This is a genomic window from Allobosea sp. 05L423, from assembly GCF_056397745.1.
The window spans coordinates 102,784-121,465 of the sequence record NZ_JBFTOA010000008.1; the positions used below are offsets into that span (position 1 = coordinate 102,784).

General features: G+C 66.6%; 17 protein-coding genes. 11 read left to right on the top strand and 6 right to left on the bottom strand.

The features are described from left to right. The first annotated feature begins 168 nt into the window (after positions 1-168). Together AC1DNE_RS18640 and AC1DNE_RS18645 are read left to right on the top strand one after the other, a co-directional pair. Positions 169-345, top strand: coding sequence for a hypothetical protein (locus tag AC1DNE_RS18640; RefSeq protein ID WP_441471193.1), 177 nt, complete (start codon positions 169-171; stop codon positions 343-345). Between the two features lie 101 nt (positions 346-446). Then, entirely contained in the window at positions 447-1,043 is a 597-nt protein-coding gene (locus tag AC1DNE_RS18645) for an SCO family protein (RefSeq protein WP_441471194.1), read from the top strand. Here the strand turns inward: AC1DNE_RS18645 and AC1DNE_RS18650 are convergent. The 3 genes from AC1DNE_RS18650 to AC1DNE_RS18660 all read right to left on the bottom strand — a co-directional run bounded on the left by AC1DNE_RS18650 (position 950) and on the right by AC1DNE_RS18660 (position 4,926). After that, positions 950-2,773 (bottom strand): glycosyltransferase family 2 protein, encoded by a 1,824-nt coding sequence (locus AC1DNE_RS18650; RefSeq protein WP_441471195.1) that lies wholly within the window; start codon positions 2,771-2,773, stop codon positions 950-952. The genes AC1DNE_RS18645 and AC1DNE_RS18650 overlap by 94 nt on opposite strands. 255 nt (positions 2,774-3,028) lie before the next feature. After that, entirely contained in the window at positions 3,029-4,246 is a 1,218-nt protein-coding gene (gene trpB / locus AC1DNE_RS18655; RefSeq protein WP_441471196.1) for a tryptophan synthase subunit beta, read from the bottom strand. Continuing rightward, the gene (locus AC1DNE_RS18660; protein ID WP_476841146.1) at positions 4,243-4,926 is read right to left on the bottom strand and encodes a phosphoribosylanthranilate isomerase; all 684 of its coding nucleotides are present in this window, start codon (positions 4,924-4,926) and stop codon (positions 4,243-4,245) included. The genes trpB and AC1DNE_RS18660 overlap by 4 nt, the downstream gene beginning before the upstream one ends. Positions 4,927-5,040: 114 nt before the next feature. Between AC1DNE_RS18660 and AC1DNE_RS18665 the strand changes: the two genes are divergently transcribed. Beyond that, positions 5,041-6,327, top strand: a complete 1,287-nt coding sequence (locus AC1DNE_RS18665) for a TAXI family TRAP transporter solute-binding subunit (protein WP_441471198.1) — start codon at positions 5,041-5,043, stop codon at positions 6,325-6,327. Positions 6,328-6,480: 153 nt separating this feature from the next. Continuing rightward, entirely contained in the window at positions 6,481-8,304 is a 1,824-nt protein-coding gene (typA, locus tag AC1DNE_RS18670; protein ID WP_441471199.1) for a translational GTPase TypA, read from the top strand. 54 nt (positions 8,305-8,358) lie between these two features. Here typA and AC1DNE_RS18675 read toward each other — a convergent pair whose 3' ends face one another. After that, complete coding sequence (locus AC1DNE_RS18675; RefSeq protein ID WP_441471200.1) at positions 8,359-9,198, bottom strand: universal stress protein; 840 nt, start codon at positions 9,196-9,198, stop codon at positions 8,359-8,361. A gap of 200 nt (positions 9,199-9,398) precedes the next feature. Here AC1DNE_RS18675 and AC1DNE_RS18680 point away from each other — a divergent pair, with 200 nt between their 5' ends. From AC1DNE_RS18680 to AC1DNE_RS18705, 6 genes are all read left to right on the top strand, one after another. Beyond that, positions 9,399-10,337, top strand: coding sequence for an aldo/keto reductase (locus AC1DNE_RS18680; RefSeq protein ID WP_476841147.1), 939 nt, complete (start codon positions 9,399-9,401; stop codon positions 10,335-10,337). A gap of 188 nt (positions 10,338-10,525) precedes the next feature. Further along, the gene (gene polA, locus AC1DNE_RS18685) at positions 10,526-13,567 is read left to right on the top strand and encodes a DNA polymerase I (protein WP_441471202.1); all 3,042 of its coding nucleotides are present in this window, start codon (positions 10,526-10,528) and stop codon (positions 13,565-13,567) included. A 74-nt stretch (positions 13,568-13,641) separates the two neighbouring features. Continuing rightward, a complete protein-coding gene (locus tag AC1DNE_RS18690) occupies positions 13,642-14,775 on the top strand; it encodes an AI-2E family transporter (protein ID WP_441471203.1) in 1,134 nt (377 codons plus the stop codon). Between the two features lie 125 nt (positions 14,776-14,900). Beyond that, positions 14,901-15,260 carry a glycine zipper domain-containing protein gene (locus AC1DNE_RS18695; RefSeq protein WP_441471204.1) on the top strand — a complete coding sequence of 120 codons (360 nt, stop codon included), beginning with the start codon at positions 14,901-14,903 and terminating at the stop codon, positions 15,258-15,260. A gap of 2 nt (positions 15,261-15,262) precedes the next feature. Then, the gene (locus AC1DNE_RS18700; RefSeq protein WP_476766715.1) at positions 15,263-15,688 is read left to right on the top strand and encodes a hypothetical protein; all 426 of its coding nucleotides are present in this window, start codon (positions 15,263-15,265) and stop codon (positions 15,686-15,688) included. 90 nt (positions 15,689-15,778) lie between these two features. After that, complete coding sequence (locus AC1DNE_RS18705; protein ID WP_476766716.1) at positions 15,779-17,167, top strand: sensor histidine kinase; 1,389 nt, start codon at positions 15,779-15,781, stop codon at positions 17,165-17,167. A gap of 89 nt (positions 17,168-17,256) precedes the next feature. Here AC1DNE_RS18705 and AC1DNE_RS18710 read toward each other — a convergent pair whose 3' ends face one another. After that, entirely contained in the window at positions 17,257-17,634 is a 378-nt protein-coding gene (locus tag AC1DNE_RS18710; protein ID WP_441471207.1) for a response regulator, read from the bottom strand. A 203-nt stretch (positions 17,635-17,837) separates the two neighbouring features. After that, positions 17,838-18,329 carry a DUF992 domain-containing protein gene (locus AC1DNE_RS18715; RefSeq protein ID WP_441471208.1) on the bottom strand — a complete coding sequence of 164 codons (492 nt, stop codon included), beginning with the start codon at positions 18,327-18,329 and terminating at the stop codon, positions 17,838-17,840. A 110-nt stretch (positions 18,330-18,439) separates the two neighbouring features. Between AC1DNE_RS18715 and AC1DNE_RS18720 the strand changes: the two genes are divergently transcribed. After that, positions 18,440-18,679, top strand: coding sequence for a hypothetical protein (locus AC1DNE_RS18720; protein ID WP_441471209.1), 240 nt, complete (start codon positions 18,440-18,442; stop codon positions 18,677-18,679). Positions 18,680-18,682 lie beyond the last annotated feature (3 nt).

Here is an 18,682-nt window from a genome sequence, read left to right on the forward strand (position 1 = left end):
ATGACGCTCGACAGTGTTCTGGCTTCGGGGCTCTTCGCTGACGCGAAGCCCCGGAATGACACCGCGGTTCCAGGAATTAATCGCGCTCCAAGGCGCATCGCCGCATCGTTAGTCCCTGCGTCACGCCGCCCGCTTTCGGACGAGGTCGCGTGGCGATAGGATGTTGGAATGGTGCAGGTGGATCCGACAGCGCAAGCCGAGGCGGGCTCTTCGAGCCGCAACGGACTCCTGTTGCTCGGCGGCGGCTTCTTTGGCCTGCTGCTGGCCGGGTTGCTGCTGTGGTGGCGCGAGGGGGACCGGCTTTTCACCGACGGGCTCATCGCCGCCATCGTCGCTTGCTTCTAGGCATCGGCCCGAAAAGTGGGAACCGGTTTTCTGAACCAGCCGATGCATGACCATCATCCAAAGCATAGCGGCCACCGCGCCGCTCCGTCGGGAAGCTCTCCGTGAATCGCCGCATCGTCCTGCCCCTCGTCGTGTTCCTTGCCGGTGCGCTTGCGCTGGCGGCTGCCGCGATCCTCACCTTCTCTCCCGGCCGCCAGGGCGGTGGCACCGGCACGGCCAGCGTCGGCGGCCCCTTCACCCTCACGACGCAGGACGGCAAGCCGCTCTCGGACGCCGATCTGCGCGGCTCGCCCTTCCTGGTCTTCTTCGGCTTCACCCATTGCCCGGACGTCTGCCCGACCAAGCTCTTCGAGATTTCCGAGGCGCTGCGCGCCGCTGGTGACGGCGACAAGGCCAAGCAGCTCAAGGCGCTGTTCATCACCGTCGATCCCGAGCGCGACACGCCGGAGACGATGAAGAGCTATCTCGCCTCCTTCGATTCGCGCATCGTCGGCTTGAGCGGCGATCGGCCTGCGGTCGACGCCGTGATCAAAGCCTACCGCGCCTACGCCAAGAAGGTGCCGCTGAAGGACGGGGACTACACGATGGATCACACCGCTTTGGTCTATCTGATGGGCAAGGACGGCAGCTTCATCGGTGCCTTCAACATCGAGCAACCTCCGGCGCAGGCCGCGGCGGAATGGTTGCGGCACTCGTAGCAGGTTTCAACGGGTGCACGCCGGCGTGCCAGCCCGTGCTCGGTCTTGTTCCAGACGAAGCGCCGGTTGAAGTAGTCGTAGAGCGCCATCCAGGCCGCGACCGAGACCAGCGCATAATAGAGCGGTAGCAGCGGCACCAGCAGGAGCAGACCGGGCGAGCCGCGGCGGAGCGCGCCGACGGCCGGCGGCGCGAAGAGTGCGACGCTGCCCAATAGCCAGACGCAGAGCGCGATCGTCGAGGTGACGGTCGCGAGAGCACTCTCCGGCGCGAACAGCGATCCGTCCCAACAGGCGAGCAATGCGGCGACGGCGAAGACTGGATAGCCCAGCGCGGTGGCGACCGTGCCGAAGGCCAGCGACAGGAAGGCGAATGTCGCGCCGATACCCGCTTCGCGCAGGAGCCGGATCGGCTCGCGCGAATGCGTCACCAGCGTCTGGATGTAACCCTTGATCCAGCGCGAGCGCTGCTTGAGCCAGGCCGGGATAGAGAGAGGTGCTTCCTCGCGCGTGATCGACGGCAGATCACCGATGCGATAGCCGGCGCGCACGAGGCGCATGCCGAGATCGGCATCCTCGGTGACGTTCCAGGCATCCCAGCCACCGACGGCGCGCAGCACCTCCGTCCGGAAATGGTTCGAGGTGCCGCCCAGCATGATCGGCAGCTGGAACTGCAGCAGGCCGGGATTGAGCACCTCGAAGAGCCCGGCGTATTCGAGCGCGAAGAGCCCGGGGAGCGTGCCTTCCTCGGCATGGTCGATGACGAGTCGCGCCTGCAGGCAGGCGAGGTCCGGTGGTCCGCTGAGAAAGCGTGCCGCCGCCATGCGCAATTGCTGCCGGTCGGGAATATCCTCGGCATCGAAGATGGTGAAGAACGAGCCACGGGCCTCGAGCAGGGCGATATTGAGCGCCCGCGGCTTGGTGCGCGGGGCGCCGGGCGGCACGACCGTCACAATGAACTGGGATGGCAGCGACATCTTGGCCAGCGCCGCCCGCATGCCGGCATCGTCCTCTTCGATCAGCAGGCGGATATCGAGCTTGGCGGGCGGGTAGTCGAGGGCGCAGAGCGCATCGGTCAATTGCTGCAGGACCGCCTCTTCGCGGTACATGGGCACGGCGACGGTGTAGATCGGCAGGCGCGCATCGTCGATGCGCCAGCGATGGCTTGCCCAGAGATCGGGTGTCGCGCGTTCGATCGTGGTCGCGAGGCGCAGCAGAATGAGGCCGAGAAAGAGCGGCCCGAGCAGCAGGGCGAAGGCAAAGAAGGTTTCGAGCGGCGCGATGACACTGCCGATCGCTGCTGCGGCGAGGCCGATGCCGGCTGCGATCACCTGGCCGCGGCTGGCGCCGGTGCGGGCACTGTCGCGGGCGAGCCCGGCCTCGTCGAGGCCGGCCGCATGACGCGCCAGCTCCCCGGCGTTTGAACGGCGCAAGGCCTCGGCGAAGCGGCGCGGTGTCGTCACCGCGATATTGTCGCGCCGTCGTGGGCCGGCCTCGATCATCCGGCGCAGTGCCGGCCCTTCCGGGGCGAGTACGGTGCGGAGCGAGGCCCCTTCCAGCGTGGGCGCGATGCCCTGGCGCAGCATCGCGCGATATCTGCCACCCGGCAGCAGTGACGGGGGCGTGTATTGGAACGGCAAGCCCATCTCGTCCGCCAACGCACGGTAGAAACCGGCTTCGTCAATCAGGCCGAGCGCCATGGCCTCGCGCGCGGGATCGGTGCGGTTGCGCATGGCGTGCTCGGCCGCGTGCGTCAGCGCGGAAGGGTCCACACCGTGCCGTGCGAGAAAAGCGATCTCGACCGGCAAACCCGCAGCCGCGGGTCCGGGATCGCTCGAACGACTGTCGCTACCGCTGCCCCCCAATGGCCCCGGTCTCACCCTAAGCAATAACCTCGGCGCGGGCGCGCCAGAGCAACCCATGGTTGCTGATTATATGCCGGGAGTCGAGGGCTTCGGGGCAAGAATGTCGGGTGTTCCCGGCGGCGATCAGCGCGCCGCCAGGATCTCCGCAACCTGCGGGATATCCTTGTCGCCGCGGCCGGACAGGTTGACGACCATCAGATGGTCCTTCGGCTTCTGCGGGGCGAGCTCGGCGACGCGGGCGAGCGCGTGGGCCGATTCCAGCGCCGGAATGATGCCTTCCAGCCGCGAGATCAGCTGGAACGCCTCGAGCGCCTCCTCGTCGGTGGCCGAGAGGTACGTCACCCGGCCGACATCGTGCAGCCAGGAATGCTCCGGGCCGATGCCGGGATAGTCGAGCCCGGCCGAGATCGAGTGGGCGTCCTTGATCTGCCCGTCATTGTCCATCAGCAGGAAGGTGCGGTTGCCGTGCAGCACGCCGGGGCGCCCGCCACTCAGCGATGCCGCGTGCAAACCGCTCGGGATGCCGTGGCCGGCGGCCTCGACGCCGTAGATCTCGACGGATGGGTCGTCGAGGAAGGGGTGGAACAGCCCCATCGCATTCGAGCCGCCGCCGATGCAGGCGATCAGCGAATCCGGCAGGCGGCCTTCGGCTTCCTGCATCTGCTCGCGCGTCTCCTTGCCGATGATCGACTGGAAGTCGCGCACCATCGCCGGATAGGGATGGGGGCCGGCGACCGTGCCGATGCAGTAGAAGGTCGTCGCGACATTGGTCACCCAGTCGCGCAGCGCCTCGTTCATCGCGTCCTTCAGCGTCTTGGTGCCGGATTCGACCGGCACGACGGTGGCGCCGAGCATCTGCATGCGGAACACGTTCGGCGCCTGCCGGGCGACGTCGACCGCGCCCATATAGACGATGCATTCGAGGCCGTAGCGGGCGCAAAGCGTCGCGGTCGCGACGCCGTGCTGCCCGGCGCCGGTCTCGGCGATGATGCGCTTCTTGCCCATGCGCCGCGCCAGCAGGATCTGGCCGAGCACGTTGTTCACCTTGTGCGAACCGGTGTGGTTCAGTTCCTCGCGCTTGAGGTAGACCTTCGCCCCGCCGAAGTGCTCGGTCAGGCGCTCTGCGAAATAGAGCGGCGACGGGCGGCCGACATAGTGCTTGAGCCCATGGGCCATCTCGGCGTGATAGGCCGGATCGGCCTTGGCTTCGTTATAGGCCTGCTCCAGCTCGAGGATGAGCGGCATCAGCGTCTCGGCGACGAAGCGGCCGCCGAAAATCCCGAAGCGGCCGTTCTCGTCCGGGCCGTTGCGGTAGCTGTTCGGGTGGGAGGGGGCGTTCATGCGCTCGAGCCTTCCTGTATTGCCGCAGCGGCCTTGCGGGCCGCCGCGATGAATTCCGCGATCCGGGCCGGGTCCTTGACCCCCGGCGCGCTTTCGACGCCTGATGATACGTCGACACCGGCCGGACGGGTCACCTGGATCGCCTCGGCGACATTCGCCGGATCGAGCCCGCCCGATAGCATGAAGCGCTGGGAACGGTCGATGCCGGCGAGCAGGCTCCAGTCGAAGGGTTTGCCGTGCCCGCCGGGGAAGGCGGCGTCCTTCGGCGGCTTGGCGTCGAGCAGGATGAGGTCGGCGGCATCGCGATAGGTCGCGACGGCCTTGAGGTCTTCGGCCGTGGCGATGCCGAGCGCCTTCATCACCGGCCGGCGAACGGCACGGCGCAGCGCCGCGGTCTGCTCGGGAGTCTCGCGGCCGTGGAACTGGAACCAGTCGGGCTTCAGCGCCTCGACGAGCTCCGCTGACTGCTGCTCGCTCCAGTCGACGACGAGCGCCACGATCTCGGTCCTTCCGCGGGCGATCGCCGCCAATTCTTTGGCCCGCTCCAGCGTGACGTAGCGCGGGCTCTTCGGGTGGAAATTGAGCCCGATCATGTCGGCGCCGGCCGCGAGCGCAGCTTCCAGCGTCTCGGGCGTCGAGAGACCACAGATCTTGATCAGGAAGGGCGAACCATTGGACATGGCGCGGCGTTTAGCACGGTCCGTTCGCCGGTGCATGCCGTACTTGCGACATGATGGCGAAGGAAGTCATGCTGAACGGGGCGAAGAAGGGGGCAAGGATTGGTCCGGCTGGGCATGGGCAGGCGCGGTCTGGCGGTTCTGGCGGGTTTGCTCGCCATGTCCGGCCTCGCCGCGGCGGTGTTTTACTATGTCAGCCAGCCGCGTACGCTGCGCCTGGCTGTCGGCCCCCTCGGCTCCGAGGACGCGCGCATGGCGGCCGCCTTCGTCCAGGGGCTCAACCGCGACAAGGCCGCCATCCGCCTGCGCCTCATCCTGACGGAAGGTTCCGAGGACAGCGCGAAGAAAATCGATGCCGGACAGGCCGATCTCGCCATGCTGCGGGCCGACATCGCCATGCCCTCGACCGCCGACACGGTGCTGATCACCCGGCGGACCTTTCCTTTCTTCATTACGACCAAAGAGAGCGCCGTCGGCCGCATCGCCGATCTGCGCGGCCGCAAGGTCGGCGTGATCCGCAATCCAGCGGGGAATCTCGTCCTGCTCAAGCGCGTCCTGGCGCAGTACGAGGTTCGGCCCGAGGACGTCGAGATCGTCGCCCTGTTGCCCGACGAGGTGATCCCGGCGGTGAAGGAGCAGCGCATCGAGGTGTTTTTTTCGATCAATGCCGTCGGTTCGCACACCAACAATGACGGTTTGCGCCGGCTGCGCGAGGCCTGGGGCGAGGACCCGGTCCTGATCCCCGTCCGCGAGGCCGACGCGCTGGCCGCTCACTATCGCGCGATCGAATCCGGCGAGATCGTCCGCGGCGCGCTGGGCGGCGACCCGCCCCGGCCGGCCGAGAGCCTGCAGACCATCTCGATCACCTCGCGGCTCGTCGCCTCACAGAATCTCGACGACAATCTCGTCGGCGAACTGACCAAGGACATCCTCGGCCTGAGGCTGACATTGGCGACGGAGGTACCGGCCGTGCAGGCATTGGAGACCCCCTCCACCGACAAGGACGCGCCGTTGCCGGTTCACTCGGGCGCGGCCGCCTATATCGACGGCGAGCAGGAGAGCTTCTTCGATCGCTATGGCGACTGGTTCTATATCGGCGCGATGGTTCTCTCCGCGGTCGGCACGGGCGGAGCCGCGCTGCTGAGCCGCGAGAGCGCCAACCGCCGCCGCCGCGCCATGTCGGGCCTCGACGAGCTGTTGGAGCTGCTTACCGTGATCCGCTCCTGCGAGGACGAGGCGGAACTCGCCCGGCTGGGGAGCGAGGCGGACCAGATCCTGACCCGCGTACTCGCCGACTATGCCAAGGGCGACCTCGACACTGCCGCTCTGGCCGCCTACCGGCTTGCCATCGATCAGGTCGGGCGGGCCGTGGCCGAACGGCAGCGGGCTTTGGCCGAAGACTAAACGCGCTCACCTTTCGGCAGCCTGAACGGTTGCCGAAACGCCTTCCAACGTTTATGTGCAGCGCAACGAATTCCAGATTCACGTGAAACAGGCTGCGCCGGCAGGGCTTCGAACCTGACCGGCTCGTGGCCTTGAAAGCAAGGCCCTACCCGCATGTCCATGCGCAATATCGCCATCATCGCGCACGTCGACCACGGCAAGACCACGCTCGTCGACAAGCTGCTGCAGCAGTCCGGCACCTACCGCGACAACCAGCGCGTCATCGAGCGCGTGATGGACTCCAACGACCTCGAGAAGGAGCGCGGCATCACCATCCTGGCCAAGGCGACCTCGGTCGTCTGGAAGGATACGCGCATCAACATCGTCGACACCCCCGGCCACGCCGATTTCGGCGGCGAGGTCGAGCGCATCCTGAATATGGTCGACTCGGCCATCGTGCTGGTCGATGCGGCCGAAGGCCCGATGCCGCAGACCAAGTTCGTGGTCTCCAAGGCGCTGAAGCTCGGCCTTCGCCCGATCGTCGCGATCAACAAGGTCGACAAGCCCGACGCCCGCACCACCGAAGTCATCAACGAGGTCTTCGACCTCTTCGCCGCGCTCGACGCAACCGACGAGCAGCTCGACTTCCCGATCCTCTACGGCTCGGGCAAGCAGGGCTGGATGGCTCATTCGCCGGAAGGCCCGCAGGACCAGGGCCTGGCGCCGATGTACGACCTCATCCTGAAGCACGTGCCGGAGCCGACGGTCGAGGAAGGCCCGTTCCGCATGATCGGCACGCTGCTGGAAGCCAACCCCTATCTCGGCCGCATCATCACCGGCCGCGTCACTTCGGGCACGGCCAAGCCGAACCAGACCGTGAAGGTGCTCTCCGGTGACGGCTCGACCGTCGAGACCGGCCGCATCTCGAAGATTCTCGCCTTCCGCGGGCTGGAGCGCCAGCCGATCGAGGAGGCCGTCGCCGGCGACATCGTCTCGATCGCGGGCCTGGTGAAGGGCTCCGTCGCCGACACCTTCTGCGACCCTAGCGTCGAGACTCCGATCAAGGCGCAGCCGATCGATCCGCCGACGGTGTCGATGACCTTCATGGTCAACGATTCCCCGCTCGCCGGCACCGAGGGCGACAAGGTCACCACCCGCGTCATCCGCGACCGCCTGTTCAAGGAGGCCGAGGGCAATGTCGCGCTGAAGATCGAGGAAGCCTCCGACAAGGACAGCTACATCGTTTCCGGCCGCGGCGAATTGCAGCTCGCGATCCTGATCGAGACCATGCGCCGCGAGGGCTTCGAGCTCGGCGTCTCCCGTCCCCGCGTCGTGCTGAAGCGCGGCGAGGACGGCCAGCTCCTGGAGCCGATCGAGGAAGTCGTGATCGACGTCGACGAGGAGCATTCCGGCGTCGTCGTGCAGAAGATGTCGGAGCGCAAGGCCGACATGCTGGAGATGCGTCCCTCCGGCGGCAATCGCCTGCGTCTCGTCTTCCACGCCCCGACCCGCGGCCTGATCGGCTATCAGGGCGAATTGCTGACCGACACGCGCGGCACCGCGATCATGAACCGGCTGTTCCATGACTACCTGCCCTACAAGGGCGAGATCGGCGGGCGCCGCAACGGCGTGCTGATCGCGATGGAGACCGGCGAGGCCGTGGCCTACGCGCTGTGGAACCTCGAGGACCGCGGCCCGATGATGATCGAGCCCGGCTGGAAGGTCTATCAGGGCATGATCGTCGGCGAGCACACCCGCGAGAACGATCTCGAGGTGAACGTCCTGAAGGGCAAGAAGCTCACCAACATCCGCACGACGTCGAAGGACGAGGCGGTTCGCCTGACTCCGCCGATCCGGATGACGCTGGAGCGTTCGCTGGCCTGGATCGACGACGACGAGCTCGTCGAGGTTACCCCGAAGTCGATCCGCCTGCGCAAGGCGATCCTCGACCCGAACGACCGCAAGCGCTCGCAGAAGCAGAAGGCCGAAGTGGCCTGAACAGGATCGCCGGCAGCCTGCGCTTGACCCAGTGCGGTTGCCGGCGACCTTGCCTCAGCGGCTCATCAACAGCGGCAGTGGCGTCGATTTCAGCAGCGACTGCGTGACGCCGCCGAGCAGCCATTCGCGCAGCCGCGAGTGCTTGTAGGCGCCGCAGACGATCAGATCGGCGCGGAAATCCGTTGCTGCCTGCCGGATCGTCTCGGCCACGTCATTGTTTCCGCTCACAGCGACGTTTCGAACGGTCACGGAAGCGCCGTGCCGTGCCAGATGCGGCGCCAGTTCCGCCCCGGCGACCAAGCGCGACAGATCCTTCTCGCCGGTGACGCAGAGAATCTCGACCTCGGCGCCTTTCAGGAACGGGCGGGTTTCCGCAACCGCGCGGGCCGCGCCCGCACTGCCGTCCCAGGCGATCAGGATGCGCCGGGCAGCGAAGGTCTCGGAACCCGGCGGCACGATGATCACCGGCCGGCCGCTGTCGAACAGCGCGGCTTCGATCAGGCCCCGGTCGCGCTCGGCGGCATCCTTCTCCAGATCGAGCACGCTGAGGTCGTGGACGCGGGCCTGGCTGACGAGCCGGTCGCTGAGCTCGGCGTAGACGAGCTGCGGCGTCTCGATCGTGCTGGTCACCCCGGCAAGGCCGGCGCTGGTCCGCGCGAGTTCGGCAAAACGCTCCGCCAGAACGCCGATGCGGCGGTTCTCGGCGGTGACGAAAGCCACGCCGAAGTCTCCGACGAGGGAGGCCGGTATGGCATAACGCATCGCGGCAGCCTGGATTGTCAGATGCGCGCTAGCCTGCTGAGCGAGTGACAGGGCGTAGCCGAGCGCGTAGTCCTGCTCGCCTTGGCCTTCCTCGGTATAGGCGGTGAAGATACTCTTGATCGACGGGGCCATTGGGATCTCCGGCTGGTTCGCAGTCGCTGGGACATAGGCTCGCCCGATCATTGTGTCCGCGCCTTGCGCTGGGTCAAATACGTTGCCGCGGCCGATGATTCCGCCCTGCGCCCGGTGCAGTGCGAGGATGACGGAGGCTGCGCTTGTCGGCCTGTCCCGGCTCTGATCCTGTGTGCGGCTTCCGGAGGAGGATCACTGCCATGCAATTCCGCAATCTCGGCCGCTCGGGCCTGCGCGTCTCGCTCGTCGGGCTCGGCTGTAACAATTTCGGTGGCCGTATTGATCTCGATGCGACCCGGAAGGTCGTCGATGCCGCGATCGAGCACGGCATCACGCTCTTCGACACGGCCGATATCTATGGCGAGCGCGGCGGCTCCGAAACCGCGCTTGGCGAGGTGCTGGGCGCGCGACGCAAGCAGATCGTGCTGGCGAGCAAGTTCGGCATGGAGATGGATGCCGAGGGCGTGAAGAAGGGTGGTTCGCGCCGCTACATCATGAACGCGGTCGAGGATTCGCTGCGGCGCCTGAAGACCGACTGGCTCGACCTCTACCAGCTTCATCGGCCTGACCCGCTGACTCCGATCGAGGAGACGCTGCGCGCCCTCGACGATCTCGTCCGCCAGGGCAAGGTCCGCTATGTCGGCTGCTCGAACGTCGTCGCCTGGCAGGTTGCCGGTGCGCAATGGACGGCGCGCGACCTCGGCATTCCCGGCTTCGCTTCGGCGCAGGACGAATACAGCCTGCTGAAGCGCGGCGCCGAGAAGGACCTGATCCCGGCCATCGCCCATTACGGCATGGGCCTGCTGCCCTATTTTCCGCTCGCCAACGGCGCGCTGACCGGCAAGTACAAGCGTGGCGCGGCGATGCCGGAAGGTGCCCGCCTGACCAAGCTGCCGCAGCGCGCCGATGAAATCTTCAGCGAGGATAACTGGCGCAGGATCGAGGGGCTGACGACCTTCGCCGAGGCGCGGGGTCATACCCTCGTCGAGCTCGCCTTCTCATGGCTGGCGGCGCAGCCGGTCGTCTCCAGCGTCATCGCCGGCGCGACCAAGCCGGAGCAGGTCGCGGCGAACGTCAAGGCAGCCGACTGGGCGCTGAGCGCCGAGGAATTGGCGGAGATCGACGCGATCGTGAAGTAACTTGCGGTCATTCTCGGGCCGCGCGTCGCGCGGACCCGAGAATCTCGGGACAAGCGTGCACTGGTCAAAGAGATGCTCGGGTCAAGCCCGAGCATGACGGTTTGGGCGCCGCCATTCCTGACAGCTTCGTGCACACCGGGGCGCCATCGCCATGGACCGGCCGCGCCCGCCCGCTTATGGTCCGCGCCATGAGCGATGCAGCCACGACCGCCCCCGCCCTGAAGCCCGGCGACCACCTCTTCCTGGTCGATGGCTCGAACTTCATTTTCCGCGCCTATTTCCAGTCGATCAATCAGGACCGGAAATACAATGCCCGCTCGGACGGGCTGCCCTCCGGTGCGGTCCGGCTCTTTGCGACGAAGCTGTTCCAGTTCGTGCGCGAGGGCGTGCTCGGGGTCAGGCCGACCCATCTCGCCATCGTCTTCGACAAGTCGGAGAACTCCTTCCGCAAGGCGATCTACCCGGCCTACAAGGGCAATCGCTCCGAGCCTCCTGCTGATCTCATTCCCCAGTTCCCGCTGATGCGCGAGGCGGTGCGCGCCTTCGGGCTGATCCCGGTCGAGCAGGACGTCTACGAGGCCGACGACCTGATCGCGACCTATGCCAAGCAGGCCCGTGAGGCCGGCGCAGAAGTCCTCATCGTCTCGGCCGACAAGGACCTGATGCAGCTCGTGCGGCCGGGCGTCGCGATGTACGACCCCGCCTCGGGCGATCAGAAGAAGGGCGCGGGCTTCCGCGCCGAGCGCCGCATCGGCGAGCCCGAGGTCGTCGAGTATTTCGGCGTCACGCCTGACAAGGTCACGGATGTGCAGGCGCTCGCGGGCGATGCCACCGACAATGTGCCGGGCGCGCCCGGCATCGGCATCAAGACCGCGGCACAGCTCATCGGCGAATATGGCGATCTCGAAACCCTGCTTGCGCGCGCCGGCGAGATCAAGCAGCCGAAGCGCCGGGAGACGCTGACCAATCCCGAGGTGATCGAGAAGGTCCGCATCTCGCACAAGCTCGTCAGCCTCGTCGACGACGTCAAAGTCGAGACGCCGCTAGAGCATCTGACGCTAGAGCAGCCCGATCCGGCCAAGCTCGTCGCCTTCCTCAAGGCGATGGAGTTCACCACCATCACCAAGCGCGTCGCTGAGGCCTATGAGGCCGATATCGGCGCCATCGACGCCGATCCGGCATTGGCCCCGGGCGGCTCGCGCGCGGCCGAGCTCAAGGCGCTCTATGCCGGCGCCGACGCCATCGAGGACGCGGTTTCGGCCACCACGCCCGTCGCGCCTTCTCCGACCGCCACCCTGCCGGAGGCGACCGGAGGCGAAGCCGGCTGGATGAAGCCGGCCGATCTTGCCGCGTCCCGCAAGAACGAGGCGATCGCGGCCAAGATCGACCGCTCCAAATACGAATGCGTGCGCACGCTGGCCGATCTCGAACGCTGGATCGGCTGGGCCTATGAGGCCGGCCATGTCGCTCTCGACACCGAGACGAACTCGCTCGATGCGATGCAGGCCGATCTCGTCGGCATCTCGCTCGCCGTCGCGCCCGGCCGCGCCTGCTATATCCCGCTCCAGCACCGTGCCGGTGATGGCGGGCTCTTCGACGAGGGGCTGCTGCCCGAGCAGGTTCCGCTTGCGCAGGCCGTCGCGGCGCTGAAGCCCCTGCTTGCCGATAAGAGCGTGCTCAAGATCGGCCAGAACATCAAATACGATCTGCTGGTTCTGGAACGCCATGGCCTCACCGTGTCCCCGATCGAGGATACGATGCTGATCTCCTATGCGCTCGATGCCGGTACCAACAGCCACGGCATGGACAAGCTTTCGGAGCTGCATCTCGGCCACGAGACGATCCCCTATGCGCAGGTCGCTGGAAGCGGAAAGTCGCAGATCACCTTCGACAAGGTGCCGCTCGACAAGGCGACCGACTATGCCGCCGAGGATGCCGACGTTACGCTCCGCCTCTGGCTTGCGCTGAAGCCGCGCCTGGCTGCGGAAAAGAAGACCGCCGTCTACGAGGTGCTGGAGCGGCCGATGGTCGCCGTACTCGCCGCCATGGAGTCGCGCGGCATCGCCATCGACCGGCAGATCCTCTCACGCCTCTCCGGCGACTTCGCGCAGGGGCTGGCGCGGCTGGAGGACGAGATCTACGAGGTCGCCGGCGAGAAGTTCACCATCGGCAGCCCGAAGCAGCTCGGCGACATCCTGTTCGGCAAGATGGGGCTTGCAGGCGCCAAGAAGACCGCGACCGGCCAATGGGCGACGGGCGCGGGCGTGCTGGAGGATCTCGCCGAGCAGGGCCATCCGCTGCCCTCCAAGATCCTGGAGTGGCGCCAGCTCGCCAAGTTGAAATCGACCTATACGGATTCGCTGCCGGGCTATGTGAACCCGCAGACCAACCGGGTCCACACCTCCTATGCGCTGGCGGCGACCACGACGGGCCGGCTCTCCTCGTCCGAACCCAATCTCCAGAACATCCCGATCCGCACCGAGGCCGGCCGCAAGATCAGGACGGCCTTTGTCCCGGAGAGGGGCTTCAAGCTGGTCTCGGCCGACTACAGCCAGATCGAACTGCGCCTGCTCGCCCATATCGCGGAGATACCCCAGCTCCGGCAGGCTTTCGCCGATGGCATCGACATCCACGCGATGACGGCTTCCGAGATGTTCGGCGTTCCCGTCGAGGGCATGCCCAGCGAGGTGCGCCGTCGCGCCAAGGCGATCAATTTCGGCATCATATATGGCATCTCGGCCTTTGGCCTCGCCAACCAGCTCGGCATCGGCCGCGAGGAGGCGAGCGCCTATATCCGCAAATATTTCGAGCGCTTCCCCGGCATCCGCGACTACATGGACCAGACCAAGACCCATGTGCGCGCCCATGGTCAGGTCACCACGATCTTCGGCCGCGTCTGTCATTTCCCGGCGGTTTCCTCGAAGAACCCGTCGGAGCGCGCCTTCGTCGAGCGCCAGGCGATCAACGCTCCGATCCAGGGCTCGGCCTCCGACATCATCCGCCGGGCGATGACCCGGATGGATGCCGCTCTGACCGCGAACCGGCTCAATGCCCGCATGCTGCTGCAGGTGCATGACGAACTCGTCTTCGAGGTGCCGGAGGAGGAGGTCGCCAAGACCCTGCCGATCATCGAGAAGGTGATGGTCGATGCCCCGCATCCGGCCGTGCAGCTCAGGGTGCCGCTCGCGGTCGAGGCCCGCGCCGCCGGCAACTGGGACGAGGCGCATTGAGCCTGCCGGAACCCCGCCGATCCTTCCCGCGTTGACGCTCCGTCGCGCCAGGGGGCGCGGTTGGAAGCAAGAACATGCTCAGCTCATCGACCTGGCGGCCGTTTCCGCGTTACATGGCGGAGCCGGAACCGGTGGAGGAGATACAGGAGGTCACGCCCTACGAGCATGATCTCATCCTCCGCTATGCGATCGTCGGCATTTTCGTCATCCTGGCCACGGCATCGTTGGCGCTGACCAAGGTCATCGCCATGCCGGTCATGGCGGGCGTCATCTTCGGGCTCGTGCTCGGCCCGCTCGTCGACTGGCTCGTCCGCTACGGCGTGCCGCAGCATGCGGCTTCGGCGCTCGTCGTCCTGCTTTTCATCGGTCTGTTGCTCGGAGCGGTCGCGATCCTGGCGGTTCCGGTCGCTGGCTGGAGCGATCAGGCGCCGGCGATGATGACGGCGCTCCAGACCAAGCTCGCCGGCGTCTTCGCCTTCATGGACGATTTCAAGCGCGGCATCGCCTCGATGACCGGAAAGGGCGCCGAGCTCAGCGTATCCCAGGGAAACCCGCTCTTCGATATAGCCTTGACGTCCTCGACGGCGGCGGGCGGCATGCTGATCTTCGTCGCCACCGTCTATTTCTGGCTGGCGACACGGCGCCATCTCAAGGCCCGTATACTCCGGCTCTGCCTCGGCCGCGGCGCGCGCCGTTCCGCCGGCTCCTTCTTCGAGGAGATCGAGGCGCGGGTGGCGCGCTACTTCGCTCTGGTGACGGTGATCAATCTCGGCATGGGGCTGCTGACCATGACCATTGCCTGGCTCGCAGGGTTGCCCTTTCCGGTTTTCTGGGGTGCGCTCGGTTTCCTGCTCAACTATCTCGCCTTCATCGGGCCGGTCATCGTCGCCGTGCTGCTGCTGGCGGGCGCGCTGCTGGATGCGCCGTCGATCCTCGCCGCGCTCTGGCCGGCTGCGGCCTATTACGTGCTGCATCTCGTCGAGGGCAATGCGGTCACTCCGGTCTTCGTCGGCAACCGGCTGACGATCTCGCCTTTCCTCGTCTTCATCGGCTTCATCTTCTGGCTCTGGCTCTGGGGACCGATCGGCGCCGTGCTCTCGACGCCGATCGTCATCGTCGCCATGGTGGCGCAGGAGGAATTCGCGCGCTATCGGCGCGAGAAGGCGGAGGCTGAAGCCGCGGAAACGCGCGAAGCCAAGCCCGCCTGAGCCGCGCCGCGGAACAGAATCCGCAGCCGGGACGTTGCGACAGCTGCGGGGCATCTGCGCAGAGCCACTTGCAGCGCTGCCGCCGCCCCGGCACCATTCTGCTCCCACCACAGGAACCGATCGACATGGTAACCACGACATCCGCGAAACGTCAGGCAGCCGCCGCAGCCAGACGGGCGAAAGCCGAGGTCGAAGCCGGCGCCGAGGACGTTTCGGCCGAGGTTCACCAGGCCGGCGCACGCGCCAAGCGCCAGGCGAGCGCCCTGGAAGACACTCTGACCCGTAGCGCGGAGGAGATCGCGGCGACTGTGACGGATCGCTTGCGCGCTGTCGGCGTCGATACCGACAAGATGGTCGATGTCGCCAAGGAACAGGCCACGGAGTTGCAAAGGCTGATCGAGGATGAAATCCGCGAGCGGCCGCTGCGTGCCCTCGGGCTGGCGGCCGCGGTGGGGCTGTTCGTCGGCTATCTGTCGGCGCGCTGACCATGCTGGGGGGGCTCGGATCCTTCATCGCTTCGGAGATTTCCGGAGCGGTGAAGCGCAACGTCACCGTCTACGGCCTGTTCGGTCTCGCCGCCTTGCTGTCGCTCTGCGCGGCCGGCTACGCGCTGAACGCCCTGCACACGCTGCTGGCGCTTCGCTACGGCGCGATAGCTGCGAGCCTGTGGATCGCGGGAGGCCTGTTCGCGGCGGCTCTGCTGGCCGTCTGCATCGGACTTTTCGTCAAGAGCAGGCGCCGGCCGCCACGCCCGACCGCAGCGGCGGCGCTCGCCGCAGCGCCATTGGCCGCGAAGCTGATCGGCCCGCGACTGAACTGGCGCATTGTGGTCGCTGGAGGTGTCGTCGTGCTCGGCGCCATTCTCGGCCGCCAGATCGTTGCCGGCGGCGACAAGGAAAAGGGCGAGGCGTGATCCTCGCGGCTCTGCTCGGCGGCCGTGATGATGGACGGCCTGTGTCATTTTACATAGGGATGTCGGCATGCGTCCTTTAACAAGGCTGGCATGCCTGCCCAAGTGAGACCCCGCAGTCGACTTTCGCTTCCGGCCCTTCCGGCCTTCGGCACGCGGCTTCGCTCGGCGACGACCACGATCATTGCGATCGGGGTGGTTGCCGTGGCGATCGTCGTGGCTGCGTGGATCAACCAGCAGGCGCGCCAGGCGGCCGATTCGGCTGCGCATGCCATCGAGATCCGCGAGCGGGCGGAACGCTTCCTCGGCCGGCTCCGCGATGCCGAGACCGGGCAGCGGGGCTATCTCCTCACAGGGCGGGCGAGCTATCTCGAACCGTTCACGGAGGGCCGGGCGGCGGCCGGGCCCGAGCTCGATATCCTCGCCGCTCTTGTCGATGCCGATCCCATCCAGAAGGCGCAGGTGGCCAAGCTGCGCGACGACATGCGCCTCAAATTCGAGGAGCTCGACCGTACGATCGCGCTCGAGGGGACGGGGCGCCGCGATCAGGCTCTGGCCCTCGTGCGTGACTCCAGCGGTATCGATGCGATGGATCGCCTGCGCGACACCGTGCGGGAGATCCAGCAGACGGAGAACGCCCGCCTGCTGACTCTCTATCGCCGCGAGGAGCGTCGCCGGCTCTGGGCGAGCACGGGTATCGTCATCGCGCTGGCGGGGCTGGCCTTCGCGGCCTGGCAGCAATTGCGCCGGCGCCAGCGCCGCAGCGTGGCGCTGGCGGTCAGCAATGCCGAACTTGAAAGGATCGTCAGCGAACGGACCAGGCAGCTCGAGAACGAACACCTGCGGATCGAGGCGCTGCTGCGCGACGTCAATCATCGTGTCGGCAACAACCTCGCCATGGTCTCGGCGTTGCTCAACGTCCAGAGCCGCCAGACGCGGGAGCCGGCCGTGAAGGCAGCGCTGGCCCAGGCACAATCGCGCATCCAGGCGATTGCGGCCGGCCAAAGGCGGCTGCGCCTCGACATCGAGACGGACGAGATCGACGCGCGCCCCTATATGGAGGATCTGCTCGCCGAGATCGGCAAGGCGGCGGAAGGTCGCCCGATCACCATTGATCTCGATATGGATTCGATCCGGCTGCCGGGGCGGGACGCCGTCTCCTTTGTCGTCATCGTCAATGAGCTCGTCACCAATGCGATCAAGCACGCTTTCCCGGACGGCATGCCCGGGCGTGTCACCATCCGGTTCGCGCGCGCGGACGCCGAGGACGCGCCGGCCCTCACCATGGCGATTGAGGATGACGGCGTCGGTCTGCCCGCCGGCGTCGAGAATAAGGGCTTGGGACAGACGGTGATTGCGAGCCTGCTGCGCAGCATGCGGGCCACCATGACGACCGAGCCGTTGCGCCCGGGGACCGAACGTCCCGGGACGCGCGTGATGCTGACGTTTCCGAAGCGGGAGAATTCACCGGCCTCTGCTTGAGGTCTCGAGTTCGAGCTGCGGCTAGCTTCTCCGATAGAGCCTGGTCAGCGCCTGCTCGAGAGCATCTTCGAGCGAGGCAGATGCCGGTTCTAGCCCTGCACGGCGCCGTCCCGAGCGCCGATCGCATTCATGACGAAACTGGCCACTTCTCGGATCGAGAACGGCTTGCGCAGGAAACGGGCGCTGCGCAGGGGCGCGGGAACATCGCTCGGAGCCGATCCAGAGACGAAAGCGAAGGGCGTTCCGGTCTTCTGAAGTGCGCTCGCGACGTCGAAGGTCTTCCCACCGACGACGTCGATGTCGAGCAGCGCGCAGGACAGCTTGCGTGCCGCGGCGCGGCGCGCCTCCGCAACGGATTCGACTACGATCAGCTCAGCCGCGTCGCCGAGCTGCTCCGCCACGGCACTTTCGATGTCCATGGCGATGAACGGGTCATCTTCGACGATCAGAACGCGAATATCAGCCATCGACCGGCTTCTCACTCACTGCAATCCTACGATGTATCGACAACGTCATGGGATTGGCGATGTTCCTGCTTCTAGCCATATATGCGGGAAGAAGCGTCGACTTTGAGTCAATTTTGCCGGGTCAAGGTTAGCAAACGGTAATTTCTTCGACGGTTCGATCAGGTTGGTGAACGCATCCCTAGCTGATCGATGGAGCGCGCCTGTCAGCGGCGCTTGCTGGGAGGGACGAGCGTCAGTTCCAGGGCGGTCACGCCGGTCGCGACGTTGATGCCGCGATGGCCCTGGAAGGGGAGCGGCTGCAGCGTCACTTCGTTTTTCTCCCCGCCGGTCAGCATATGCCCGCCTGTTCCGGCGCCTGTCCCTGACGCGTTGTACTGGCCCGTGAGCGCTCCGAGCGACGCGCGTGCATAGGGGCCGAAGACACGCCACGCCATCGCCGCGCTGCGGATCGACCCGAGGTCGAGGCTGAAGCCGCGCACGACACCGGTATATTGCTGCAGCGGCCCGCGGCGGGGGCGGAAACGGCACTCCATCGGCTTCTGCGAGGTCACGACTGCGGCGGGTGGGCTGCTGAGCGTGCAGGATAGCCGCCCGGTCGGTGGCCCACTCGGCTGGGCCAATGCGGGGCTGGTCAGGCTTGCCAGGCCGGCGAAGGCGGTGAGGGCGAGGCTGGATCGGGAATACCCAGTATTCATCGCATATGCTCCTGGCGGTGGACCGGTCGAAACGCCCCAAGAAACCCACAGTTCCGCCGTAAGGGAACCAAAGCAAGCTTGTTGCGTTGACTCGTTATCTTGGCATGGGAATGTCGATGTCCGTGAGTCGCCTGCGGGGAGAAATCCCAACAATCCACGACCCGGCCCCGGAAGCGGTGCTTCCGCCGTTCTGGGAGCTGGAGGATTTGCTGGCTACGGGGCTCGATTGCGATGAGGCGCTTGCGGTAATGGCCGCGCGGCGCGCGGCTCCCAGGCTCGTCGATGGCGGCGGATTTGATGAATCGCCGGAACGCCAATCCTTCCTGCTGCGGTTCGACGCCGCCGACTAGATT

Excerpts from the sequence above, each read along its gene's own strand:
- AC1DNE_RS18715 (WP_441471208.1), bottom strand. The coding sequence starts at position 18,329 with ATGAATACTGGGTATTCCCGATCCAGCCTCGCCCTCACCGCCTTCGCC.
- AC1DNE_RS18705 (WP_476766716.1), top strand. The coding sequence starts at position 15,779 with ATGCCTGCCCAAGTGAGACCCCGCAGTCGACTTTCGCTTCCGGCCCTT.
- AC1DNE_RS18695 (WP_441471204.1), top strand. The coding sequence starts at position 14,901 with ATGGTAACCACGACATCCGCGAAACGTCAGGCAGCCGCCGCAGCCAGA.
- AC1DNE_RS18720 (WP_441471209.1), top strand. The coding sequence starts at position 18,440 with ATGTCGATGTCCGTGAGTCGCCTGCGGGGAGAAATCCCAACAATCCAC.
- AC1DNE_RS18680 (WP_476841147.1), top strand. The coding sequence starts at position 9,399 with ATGCAATTCCGCAATCTCGGCCGCTCGGGCCTGCGCGTCTCGCTCGTC.
- typA (WP_441471199.1), top strand. The coding sequence starts at position 6,481 with ATGTCCATGCGCAATATCGCCATCATCGCGCACGTCGACCACGGCAAG.
- AC1DNE_RS18650 (WP_441471195.1), bottom strand. The coding sequence starts at position 2,773 with ATGCGCAACCGCACCGATCCCGCGCGCGAGGCCATGGCGCTCGGCCTG.
- polA (WP_441471202.1), top strand. The coding sequence starts at position 10,526 with ATGAGCGATGCAGCCACGACCGCCCCCGCCCTGAAGCCCGGCGACCAC.
- AC1DNE_RS18665 (WP_441471198.1), top strand. The coding sequence starts at position 5,041 with ATGGGCAGGCGCGGTCTGGCGGTTCTGGCGGGTTTGCTCGCCATGTCC.
- AC1DNE_RS18690 (WP_441471203.1), top strand. The coding sequence starts at position 13,642 with ATGCTCAGCTCATCGACCTGGCGGCCGTTTCCGCGTTACATGGCGGAG.
- AC1DNE_RS18675 (WP_441471200.1), bottom strand. The coding sequence starts at position 9,198 with ATGGCCCCGTCGATCAAGAGTATCTTCACCGCCTATACCGAGGAAGGC.
- trpB (WP_441471196.1), bottom strand. The coding sequence starts at position 4,246 with ATGAACGCCCCCTCCCACCCGAACAGCTACCGCAACGGCCCGGACGAG.
- AC1DNE_RS18700 (WP_476766715.1), top strand. The coding sequence starts at position 15,263 with ATGCTGGGGGGGCTCGGATCCTTCATCGCTTCGGAGATTTCCGGAGCG.
- AC1DNE_RS18710 (WP_441471207.1), bottom strand. The coding sequence starts at position 17,634 with ATGGCTGATATTCGCGTTCTGATCGTCGAAGATGACCCGTTCATCGCC.
- AC1DNE_RS18640 (WP_441471193.1), top strand. The coding sequence starts at position 169 with ATGGTGCAGGTGGATCCGACAGCGCAAGCCGAGGCGGGCTCTTCGAGC.
- AC1DNE_RS18660 (WP_476841146.1), bottom strand. The coding sequence starts at position 4,926 with ATGTCCAATGGTTCGCCCTTCCTGATCAAGATCTGTGGTCTCTCGACG.